Genomic DNA, 10,392 nt, shown 5'->3' with positions numbered 1-10,392 from the left:
CATGCGAGAGTAGGGAACTGCCAGGCATCAAATTAGAAGTATGGCACTGACTTTCGAGGCAGTTCACTACTCGATAGAGAGTAGGACAAAAGCGAAAGCTTTTGAACGTTGCGAAGCAACGGCCCGAAGGGTGAATCACAAAGTGATTCATAAACTGCCAGGCATCAAATTGCAGTAAACCGGGATGAAGAATCCGGGTGGTGACAAAGAAATTCGGTGGAGCGGTAGTTCAGTTGGTTAGAATACCTGCCTGTCACGCAGGGGGTCGCGGGTTCGAGTCCCGTCCGTTCCGCCACTTATTAAGAGCCCTGAGCTAACGCTCAGGGCTTTTTCTTTGTCTGCAATTTAATTATTGCTGAATCCGCAAATATCCTCTGCATTTTTCACTCTTTTTCTATAAAGAGCTAAAGCTCATAATCCTCTCAGTTAACGAACATAGTGATTATAAAGAGGAATTCTATGACTATCCCTGCATTCGGTTTAGGTACTTTCCGCCTGAAAGACGACGTGGTTATCGCTTCTGTTAAAACGGCGCTTGAGCTAGGCTACCGTGCTGTCGACACTGCACAAATCTATGATAATGAAGCGGCTGTTGGTCAGGCGATTGCCGAAAGTGGCGTACCGCGTAACGAGCTGTATATCACTACCAAGATCTGGATTGAAAATCTCAGCAAAGAAAAACTGATCTCAAGCCTGAAAGAAAGCCTGAAGAAGTTGCGTACAGATTATGTCGATCTGACGCTGATCCACTGGCCATCTCCAGGTGATGCGGTATCTGTTGAGGAATTCATGCAGGCGCTGCTCGAAGCAAAACAGCAGGGACTGACTCGTGAAATTGGTATTTCAAACTTCACCATTCCGCTGATGGAAAAAGCCATTGCCGCAGTAGGTGCAGAGAATATCGCGACTAACCAGATTGAGCTTTCTCCGTATCTGCAGAGCCGTAAGGTGGTTGACTGGGCGAAAGCACACGGTATCCACATCACCTCTTACATGACGCTGGCTTACGGTAAAGCGCTGAAAGATGAAGTGATTGCGCACATTGCCGCTAAACATAACGCGACCCCGGCGCAGGTTATTCTGGCATGGGCAATGGGGGAAGGTTACTCCGTAATTCCTTCTTCTACCAAACGTGAAAACCTGGCAAGCAACCTGCTGGCGCTGGAACTGCATCTGGATGCCGAAGATAAAAAAGCGATCGCGGCACTGGACTGCAACGATCGTCTGGTCAGCCCGGAAGGCCTGGCCCCTGATTGGGATTAATTGCCTGACCCTCTGTACCCATTAACCCTCTTTCACAGCTCCTTCGGGAGCTGTTCTTATATATTCACTTAAAAAGTCGATAAATGCCCGGATGCGCGTACTGACGGCACGATCGCTGTAATAAACTGCGCTAAAAGGCATCTCTACCGGCAGACGTTTATCTGCCAATAACTCCACCAGTTCACCCCGCGCGATCTCTTTATCTATCATATAATCTGAAAGACATGCGATGCCGTTGCCATTCAGGCAAAGCTGTTTTAGCGTTTCTCCACTGTTGGAAGAAATTCCGCACTCAACCTCATGCAGCTGTCCGTCGCTACAGGCAATCGGCCAGGTATTGAGTGAAACCGGTTCGGAAAACCCCAGACACAGATGCTGGTTTAACTCCTCGACGCTCTCTGGCTTGCCAAAACGGGCAATGTAGTCCGGTGAGGCAATAATCTTACGATAGCTGGTAAATAGCGGACGCGCACGTAGGCTCGAGTCAGTCAGTGTACCCGCTCGTATAGCAACATCCACTTTTCGTTCAATAAGATTGATGAACGTTTCTGAGGAGACGAGAGACAACGTCATCTCGGGATACCGTTCCCGGAACGGCTTGATTAGTGGCATCAGGAAATGCAACATCACCGGTGTTGCTGCGTCGATGCGCAGCAGGCCGCGCGGAGTATTACGCGACTCCATGATTTCAGTTTCTGCTGCAGCCATCTCTTGCAGTATCTGCTGCACCCGCCTGAAGTAGCGCTCTCCTTCTTCGGTCAGGCTTAGCTGTCGGGTCGTGCGATTAAGCAAACTGACGCCCAGTTTCATCTCCAGCTTTTTTACTGCCCGGCTGACCGCAGAATTGGCTTGTCCAAGCTGTTCTGCCGCCCGGCTAAAGCTGCCGCTTTCCACTACCGCCACAAAAATTGCAAGTTCTTCGGAGGTTGCTTTCATTTTTGCACCTGACGCAAAATTATATTGAGATTTTGAATATTTTTGTCATTAAAACATCCAGGCATACTGCGTGTCATCTGATTACTGATGTTACGGAGTTATTTATGCCTCTCGCTTTATTTGCACTAACAATAAGTGCCTTCGCTATAGGCACTACCGAGTTTGTGATTGTTGGTCTGGTGCCGACCATCGCTCAACAGCTGGCGATCTCGTTACCTTCCGCCGGGATGCTGGTTTCAATCTATGCGCTGGGTGTGGCAATTGGCGCACCGGTACTGACCGCTCTGACCGGACGCCTGCCACGTAAACAGTTACTGGTTGCGCTGATGGTTCTGTTTACGGCGGGGAATTTGCTGGCATGGCAGGCACCCGGGTATATGACACTCATTGTTGCTCGTCTGCTGACTGGGCTGGCACATGGCGTATTCTTCTCGATTGGTTCTACCATCGCGACAAGTCTGGTGCCAAAAGAGAAAGCGGCTTCCGCCATTGCCATTATGTTTGGTGGCTTAACGGTAGCGCTGGTCACCGGCGTGCCGCTGGGAACATTTATCGGTCAGCACTTTGGCTGGCGTGAGACTTTCCTCGCGGTATCAATGTTAGGCGTGATTGCACTGATCAGTAGCCAGTTACTGATCCCTGCCAACATTCCCGGTCGTGCTGCCGCCAGCATTCGCGACCAGGTGAAGGTGCTGACTCATCCCCGTCTGTTGCTGATTTACGCCGTTACGGCACTGGGCTACGGCGGTGTATTCACGGCATTCACCTTCCTTGCACCGATGATGCAGGATCTGGCGGGGTTCTCCCCGGCAGCAGTAAGCTGGATCTTATTGGGTTACGGTGTTTCAGTGGCTATCGGTAATATCTGGGGCGGTAAGCTGGCGGATAAACATGGTGCGGTTCCTGCGCTGAAATTCATTTTCGCCGCGCTGTTTGTTCTGCTGATGGTCTTCCAACTGACAGCCTCCACGCAGTACGCCGCGCTGGCTACCATTCTGGTGATGGGGATCTTTGCCTTTGGTAACGTACCGGGATTGCAGGTCTACGTGGTACAGAAAGCTGAGCAATTTACGCCAAATGCTGTAGATGTGGCGTCAGGGTTAAACATTGCGGCGTTTAACATTGGGATTGCGCTGGGGTCAGTGATTGGCGGGCAAACGGTCGAGCATTATGGTTTAGCGCAGACGCCGTGGATTGGCGCCCTCATTGTTCTGGTAGCTTTCCTGCTGATGGGTGTCAGCGGTCGTCTTGATAAACCCGTGCGTGTTGCTCTGGGGTAAATCATTGATGTAAGCGCCCACTTACAAAACAAACTGCAATTGTTCGTTGAAAGTGAGTGCTAAAATCCCTATAACAGAAGAACCAGTCCGGCTGCGGACTGGTTGACGTTACAGAGGTTTGAAAGTCTAAAGTGCGAAAAAACACCTATGCCATGCGTTATGTTGCCGGACAACCCGCCGAGCGGATTTTACCGCCGGGGTCGTTTGCGCATATTGGCCAGGCATTACCCGCAGGCGTTCCGTTAAGCAGTGAAGACCGCATTCGCGTGCTGGTATGGAATATTTTTAAACAGCAGCGCGCAGAATGGCAGTCGGTGCTGAAGAATTTTGGCAAAGATGCGCATCTGGTATTATTACAGGAAGCGCAAACCACGCCAGAACTGGTGCAGTTTGCGACCGCTAACTACCTTGCTGCCGATCAGGTTCCTGCCTTTGTGCTGCCTCAGCATCCCTCTGGCGTCATGACGCTCTCTGCTGCTCATCCTGTTTACTGTTGTCCATTGCGCGAGCGTGAGCCTATTTTACGGCTGGCGAAATCGGCTCTGGTAACGGTGTATCCGCTGCCTGACTCTCGATTATTAATGGTGGTGAATATCCACGCGGTTAACTTTAGCCTCGGCGTCGATGTTTATAGTAAGCAGTTACTTCCCATTGGCGATCAGATTGCTCATCACAGCGGTCCGGTTATTATGGCCGGCGATTTCAATGCCTGGAGCCGTCGACGGATGAATGCGCTGTACCGCTTTGCGCGAGAAATGTCGCTGCGCCAGGTACGTTTTACCGACGATCAGCGCCGACGCGCGTTTGGTCGCCCTCTCGATTTTGTGTTCTATCGTGGTCTGAACGTGAGTGAAGCCTCTGTGCTGGTCACCCGTGCATCCGATCACAACCCGCTACTCGTTGAATTCAGTCCCGGCAAACCTGAACAATAACGGTGTGTCAGGTCTGCCGTAGGGCAGGCCTGTGATGGTTGCCCTTCCAATTTCACAACAACCGAAGGACAACACAATGACAACACGCTCTCACCATGACAACGTCGAAAAACAGTTTGGCTCTCAGGCTAATGCCTATTTAACCAGTGCGGTGCACGCCTCTGGCCGTGACTTGCTGCGTCTGGGGGAAAGGTTGTCGGCATTTCCGCAGGCCCGTGTGTTGGATATGGGATGTGGAGCGGGGCATGCCAGCTTTGTAGCCGCGCAACACGTAAAGCAGGTTGTGGCTTATGATTTATCGTCGCAGATGCTTGAGGTGGTCGCTGAGGCGGCAAAAGACAGAGGCCTGGAGAATGTCGCCACACGCCAGGGTTATGCCGAAAGTCTGCCATTTGAAGATAGCGAATTTGACGTGGTAATTAGCCGCTATTCTGCGCATCACTGGCATGATGTCGGACGCGCGCTGCGGGAAGTGAACCGCGTTCTGAAGCCCGGTGGTGTATTGATTGTGATGGATGTGATGTCGCCAGGCCACCCAGTACGTGATATCTGGTTGCAAACCGTGGAGGCGTTACGCGATACCTCGCACGTTCGTAACTATTCCAGTGGAGAGTGGCTGTCGTTAATCAACGATGCCAATTTGATTGCCGATACTTTGTTAACCGATCGCCTGCCACTGGAGTTCAGTTCGTGGGTCGCGAGGATGCGCACGCCCGCGGCGTTGAGCGACGCGATTCGTGCATACCAACAAAGTGCTTCTGCAGACGTGAAAGCCTACTTTGCGTTACAGGAAGATGGCTCGTTTACCAGCGACACGATAATGGTTGAGGCACATAAAGCGGGATAAATAAAAAAGGCACTGGGGGGAATCCAGTGCCTTCATTTCTACAATGCTATCAGGAGTCCGGCATACCGTTGTTTTTCACAAACAACGTGATCTGATCGCCAGGCTGTAGATTGTCCGTATCGCTGTTCCAGCGCATGACATCTTTGATGTTAACCCCGTGACGTTTGGCAATGCTCGACAGCGAGTCGCCTTTACGCACACGATAGGTGATGCTATCGCTGTTGTTCGCCAGACGCTGTGCGCTGGTACCCGCACCCACCGTCAGGTTTTGACCCACTTTCAGGGATGACCCGCGCAGGTTATTCCACTGCTTAAGGTCATTGGTGCTCACGCCAAGGCGTGACGCGACGCCAGAAAGCGTATCGCCAGAGCGAACTTTGTAGCTACGACTGTTCAGCGGCGTGTTATCCGCGACCAGCGTTGACTGCACGGCTGCAATTTCGCCTGAAGCCAGAGACTCACGCAGCTTCTCTGCATGCTTCTTTGGCACCATCACATATTGCGGGCCGCTGGCACCCAACGTGGAGCCTTTCACGCCTGCATTGAAGGTCTTCAGCTTGCTGACGGAAATACCCGCCATATCGGCAACCTGAGCCATCTCAACCGGGCTACTCAGGCGAACACGTGCCAACGCGCGGCTTTCGTCTGTTGTTGGCAGACGTACGCCATAGCGTTTGCTGTTTTTGAGTATATCGCTCAATGCCAGCATTTTAGGCACGTATAGCTTCGTTTCCTGAGGCAATGGCAACGACCAGAAGTCAGTGGGTTTACCACGAGCTTTGTTCGTTTTGATTGCCTTCATGACACGACCTTCACCGCTATTATAAGCAGCAACGGTCAGCAGCCAGTCGCCATCAAACATCTTGTTCAGACGCTGCATCATGTCCAGCGCGGCGGTGGTGGAAGCCACAACGTCGCGACGTGCATCATAACTGCGGGTCTGTTTTAAACCATAATTGCGCCCCGTGCTCGGAATGATCTGCCAAATACCTGCGGCATTGGCGCCAGACGTTGCGTGAGGATCAAAAGCGCTCTCCACTATGGGTAGTAGTACCAGTTCCATAGGCATGTTACGTTTCTTAACCTGCCCGGCTATCCAGTACATATACGGCTCTGCCCGTAAAGTTACATCGTGGAGATAGCTCTTATTGCGTAAATACTTCTGTTTCTGTTCGCGAATCCGGCTGTTTTCCGGAATTCCCATCTTTAGCTCGTCACCAATGAAAGCCCACAAATCTTGATCAGCAGCGATAGATGTTCCGTCGTCCATCCATCGCGCCTGACTTGTAAACTTTCCTGCTTCCCCTTGACCAGCTGCAGAAAGGCTCTGTGCGTGTTGTTGGACGTTACCAGTATTCTGGCACCCAACAAGCAGGACAGAGGCGAGTAATATCGCTTTTGCCTTCATGTGTGTGTCAATAGTTGCTTAAAAGACGACCGATCATAACGGCGAAGTTTTCAAAAGGCAACCCGGAATTGTCAGAACGTATCTTTCTTTGACCTTAACCAGGCAAAACGCTCTTCAGGTTGTTGCAATATTGTTTCTTTGTTGATTTCATTAATTAAATCAATATCTTCCGTTCTCAAAAAAAGATTATTTCGCCGCTCATTTTTCAGAATTACGGGTAGTGTCATTTGTTTTTTTACGCGTAACTCATTAACTTTACGATAATATTCATTTATGAACGAATCGTGCGGGAGAATGCTTAAGGCAAACTTCATGTTTGCTAATGTGTACTCATGTGCGCAACAAATTAATGTATCGTCAGGAAGTTCGTTTATTTTTTTAAGTGATTGATACATTTGAGTTGCTGTACCTTCGAAAAGTCGACCGCAACCGCCAGAAAAGAGCGTGTCACCACAAAATAAGTAAGGATGGCTAAAGTAACAGATATGTCCTAAAGTGTGACCCGGAGTAGCAATTACCCTAAATTCATGCCCCAAAACGAGTGCAATATCGCCATCTTCGACTACGTGTGTCGTTCCCTTATCTTGCGTTTCAGCCGGTCCGTATACCACTATTTGTGGGAAATGTTGCAGGAGTTCTTTCACTCCACCCACGTGATCCTGATGATGGTGGGTTAGCAGAATGGCTTCCGGCACCCAGTTATGCTCTGCAATGGCTTTCAAAACAGGAGCCGCTTCACCCGGGTCCACAATCAGACAATGCTGGTCATTATTTGACAGGACCCAGATGTAATTGTCCTGAAATGCAGGAATACTGTTAAGATTCATATATTACCTCTCAATGCGTAACGGAAGGTTGTGATGAAACCGGCAAGGATCCCTCAAACTGTCGTAGCGCCCGTTAGCTGGGATGATTTGCCCTGGGGCGAACACTATCGTGAGGCGCTGGAGCATCAGCTTAACCCGTGGTTTGCAAAAATGTACGGTTTTCATCTGCTTAAGGTTGGTAATTTAAGCGCAGAAATCGATTCTGAAGCGTGCGCGGTTTCTCATCAGGTAAATGTTTCTTTGCAGGGATCTCCCATGCAGGTGACGGCCGATCCTTTGCATCTTCCCTTTGCCGATAAGTCCGTGGATGTCTGTTTATTGGCCCATACGTTGCCGTGGTGCTCCGATCCGCATCGCCTACTGCGTGAAGCCGATCGCGTGTTGATTGATGACGGCTGGTTGATTCTGAGCGGCTTTAACCCGGTAAGCTTGATGGGATTGCGTAAACTGGTGCCCGTATTGCGCAAGACATCGCCCTATAACAGTCGGATGTTTACCCTCATGCGTCAACTGGACTGGCTATCATTACTGAATTTTGAAGTGCTGCACTATAGTCGTTTTCATGTTCTGCCCTGGAACAAGAAGGGCGGGAAAATGTTAAGCGCCCATATCCCCGCGCTGGGCTGTTTACAGCTGGTGGTTGCGCGCAAGCGAACCATTCCGCTTACGCTCAACCCGATGAAACAAAATAAAAGCAAAACGCCTATCCGTCATGCCGTTGGCGCGACCCGGCAATACCGTAAACCGGACGCTTAAGCCTCAGTCTGATACCCAATATCATCCTGAGTCGGGCTCATGGCCGCGGTGCGCGCAAGCTCATCGCAGCGTTCGTTTTCCGGATGGCCCGCATGGCCTTTAACCCATTCCCATTTGATTTGATGCGGCCCCAGCGCGGCATCGAGACGTTTCCACAGATCGACGTTCTTCACCGGTTTTTTATCTGCTGTTTTCCAGCCGCGCTTCTTCCAGTTGTGGATCCACTGCGTAATGCCCTGGCGCACATACTGGCTGTCCGTGCTGAGTATTACTTCACACTGTTCTTTCAGGGCTTCCAGCGCAACGATTGCCGCCATCAGCTCCATGCGATTATTAGTGGTGAGGTTGTAGCCCTCGCTAAAGGTTTTTTCGCGCCCGCGATAGCGTAAAATCGCCCCATAACCACCAGGCCCTGGATTTCCCAGGCAAGAACCATCGGTGAAAATTTCTACCTGTTTAAGCATCTCTGGTAGACTTCCTGTTTTAGCAAATCGAAATCAAACGATAAGTCTGACATAAATGACCGTTATGAGCACTGGAATTACACGACAGATCGTCCTCGATACCGAAACCACCGGTATGAACCAGATTGGCGCCCACTATGAAGGCCACAAGATCATTGAGATCGGTGCGGTTGAAGTGGTGAACCGCCGCCTGACCGGTAATAACTTCCACGTTTACCTGAAGCCGGATCGGCTGGTGGACCCGGAAGCGTTCGGCGTACACGGAATCGCAGACGAATTCCTGCTCGATAAACCTACGTTTGCCGATGTAGCCGACGAGTTTCTCGACTACATTCGCGGCGCGGAGCTGGTCATCCATAACGCATCGTTCGATATCGGCTTTATGGATTACGAATTCGCGAAGCTCAAGCGTGATATTCCGAAGACGAATGAATTTTGCAAAATAACCGATAGCCTGGCGCTGGCGAGGAAAATGTTTCCTGGCAAGCGAAACAGCCTTGATGCGTTATGCTCGCGCTATGAGATAGACAACAGTAAACGAACCCTGCACGGCGCATTGCTCGATGCCCAGATTCTGGCCGACGTTTATCTGATGATGACCGGCGGGCAGACCACCATGGCGTTCTCAATGGAAGGCGACAGCCAGCAGCAGAATGACACGGGGATCCAGCGTATTGTGCGACAGTCCAGCAAACTACGCGTTGTTTTCGCTACTGATGAAGAGTTAGCGGCCCATGAGTCACGCCTTGACCTGGTGCAGAAGAAAGGCGGAAGTTGCCTCTGGCGGGCATAGTTTGTACGTTTACCGTATGAAAATGGCCATTCGGGTGATTTTTGCAGCAAACGATTAAAAACGTGAGAAAAAGCGTTGACGAGGCGCGAGGCAATCCGTAATATTCGCTTCGTTCCCAAGCGGAACACAACGCGGAGTGGTAGTTCAGTTGGTTAGAATACCTGCCTGTCACGCAGGGGGTCGCGGGTTCGAGTCCCGTCCATTCCGCCACTATTCAGAAAGCCTGAATCAGAAATGATTCAGGTTTTCGTCGTTTTAGCCCGCCAAAAATAATAATCTCATTACCATACTTTATCGACCGCGCCCGAGCTTTCGGGTGGGCAACACATCAGGTCATCCTTAACCCGACGCATATCCAGAAGGCGATTAACTCGCGAAGTGATTCATCACGCAGGCGAAGCGGGGTGAGAAGTTATCGCCAATAAGAACCGTTTCCTCATTCAGGTGCTTTAGCATATACAGCTTGTCGGCACGTTCGTAAGCGTCGAAGAAGAGATAGTCGACAGCGTCCGTTGCGTCATCATCGGGGGATTTTTCCCGACCATCGGGAGTGAGCATAAAAACGCCTGCGGTATGGCCGAGTGGACGGGCATAGCGAAAGAACAGTTTTCGGTTAACAGCGAACTCGCCGTCGTCACTTTTGAGTTTCCCCTGGACTGACAATGAAAGGTGTCCGGAGTTGTAACTGGTTATCAGCATTATTCCGTGGAGTTCCTTTTTTGTATTCTGGATGTCGAGTATCGACGTGAATTCCGAGGAGCAGGAAAAACTGATTTCTTGTTTTTTCGCATTCCCGGCGATAATAAAAAAAGCGATAGCCGCTAGCCCAAAAATGGCAATCACGACTGACCATAGTAAAGGAGAGTGATCGCTTTCCTGCTTCATA

General features: G+C 50.6%; 10 protein-coding genes, 2 tRNA genes and 1 pseudogene. 8 read left to right on the top strand and 5 right to left on the bottom strand.

From position 1 onward, the window contains the following. The first annotated feature begins 218 nt into the window (after positions 1 to 218). A tRNA-Asp gene (locus tag FDW94_RS01315) sits at positions 219 to 295 on the top strand. Positions 296 to 459: 164 nt separating this feature from the next. After that, positions 460 to 1,263 carry a 2,5-didehydrogluconate reductase DkgB gene (gene dkgB, locus FDW94_RS01310; protein WP_137377005.1) on the top strand — a complete coding sequence of 268 codons (804 nt, stop codon included), beginning with the start codon at positions 460 to 462 and terminating at the stop codon, positions 1,261 to 1,263. Positions 1,264 to 1,284: 21 nt separating this feature from the next. Here the strand turns inward: dkgB and yafC are convergent, their stop codons facing one another. Next, a complete protein-coding gene (gene yafC, locus FDW94_RS01305; RefSeq protein WP_008783768.1) occupies positions 1,285 to 2,199 on the bottom strand; it encodes a DNA-binding transcriptional regulator YafC in 915 nt (304 codons plus the stop codon). Between the two features lie 104 nt (positions 2,200 to 2,303). On the opposite strand from yafC, the gene FDW94_RS01300 reads away from it, so the two are divergent. The 3 genes from FDW94_RS01300 to FDW94_RS01290 all read left to right on the top strand — a co-directional run bounded on the left by FDW94_RS01300 (position 2,304) and on the right by FDW94_RS01290 (position 5,258). Continuing rightward, a complete protein-coding gene (locus FDW94_RS01300; RefSeq protein ID WP_003830796.1) occupies positions 2,304 to 3,479 on the top strand; it encodes an MFS transporter in 1,176 nt (391 codons plus the stop codon). Positions 3,480 to 3,610: 131 nt separating this feature from the next. Next, positions 3,611 to 4,411 carry an endonuclease/exonuclease/phosphatase family protein gene (locus tag FDW94_RS01295; RefSeq protein WP_008783770.1) on the top strand — a complete coding sequence of 267 codons (801 nt, stop codon included), beginning with the start codon at positions 3,611 to 3,613 and terminating at the stop codon, positions 4,409 to 4,411. A 76-nt stretch (positions 4,412 to 4,487) separates the two neighbouring features. Then, positions 4,488 to 5,258: a class I SAM-dependent methyltransferase gene (locus FDW94_RS01290; protein WP_008783771.1), complete on the top strand. Its 771-nt coding sequence runs from the start codon at positions 4,488 to 4,490 to the stop codon at positions 5,256 to 5,258. Positions 5,259 to 5,307: 49 nt separating this feature from the next. Here FDW94_RS01290 and mltD read toward each other — a convergent pair whose 3' ends face one another. Both mltD and gloB read right to left on the bottom strand, forming a co-directional pair. Next, positions 5,308 to 6,666 (bottom strand): murein transglycosylase D, encoded by a 1,359-nt coding sequence (gene mltD / locus FDW94_RS01285; RefSeq protein ID WP_137377004.1) that lies wholly within the window; start codon positions 6,664 to 6,666, stop codon positions 5,308 to 5,310. A gap of 71 nt (positions 6,667 to 6,737) precedes the next feature. Next, positions 6,738 to 7,493 (bottom strand): hydroxyacylglutathione hydrolase, encoded by a 756-nt coding sequence (gene gloB, locus FDW94_RS01280; RefSeq protein ID WP_008783773.1) that lies wholly within the window; start codon positions 7,491 to 7,493, stop codon positions 6,738 to 6,740. Positions 7,494 to 7,526: 33 nt separating this feature from the next. On the opposite strand from gloB, the gene FDW94_RS01275 reads away from it, so the two are divergent. Further along, on the top strand, positions 7,527 to 8,249 hold the full coding sequence (locus FDW94_RS01275; RefSeq protein WP_048214878.1) for a class I SAM-dependent methyltransferase: 723 nt from the start codon (positions 7,527 to 7,529) through the stop codon (positions 8,247 to 8,249). On the opposite strand, the pseudogene rnhA reads toward FDW94_RS01275, so the two are convergent. Then, positions 8,246 to 8,824, bottom strand: a pseudogene (rnhA, locus tag FDW94_RS01270) (ribonuclease HI). The gene FDW94_RS01275 and the pseudogene rnhA overlap by 4 nt on opposite strands. Here rnhA and dnaQ point away from each other — a divergent pair. Then, positions 8,778 to 9,506, top strand: coding sequence for a DNA polymerase III subunit epsilon (gene dnaQ, locus FDW94_RS01265; RefSeq protein WP_095533177.1), 729 nt, complete (start codon positions 8,778 to 8,780; stop codon positions 9,504 to 9,506). The pseudogene rnhA and the gene dnaQ overlap by 47 nt on opposite strands. 133 nt (positions 9,507 to 9,639) lie before the next feature. After that, a tRNA-Asp gene (locus FDW94_RS01260) sits at positions 9,640 to 9,716 on the top strand. A gap of 156 nt (positions 9,717 to 9,872) precedes the next feature. On the opposite strand, the gene FDW94_RS01255 is transcribed toward FDW94_RS01260, so the two are convergent. Continuing rightward, a complete protein-coding gene (locus FDW94_RS01255; RefSeq protein ID WP_003830806.1) occupies positions 9,873 to 10,391 on the bottom strand; it encodes a hypothetical protein in 519 nt (172 codons plus the stop codon). Position 10,392: the final 1 nt, after the last annotated feature.

Source organism: Citrobacter sp. wls757, from assembly GCF_005280935.1.
Lineage (GTDB): Bacteria > Pseudomonadota > Gammaproteobacteria > Enterobacterales > Enterobacteriaceae > Citrobacter > Citrobacter portucalensis.
Note: the sequence above shows the minus strand (reverse complement) of the source record. Positions and strands in the feature narration are given on the sequence as shown.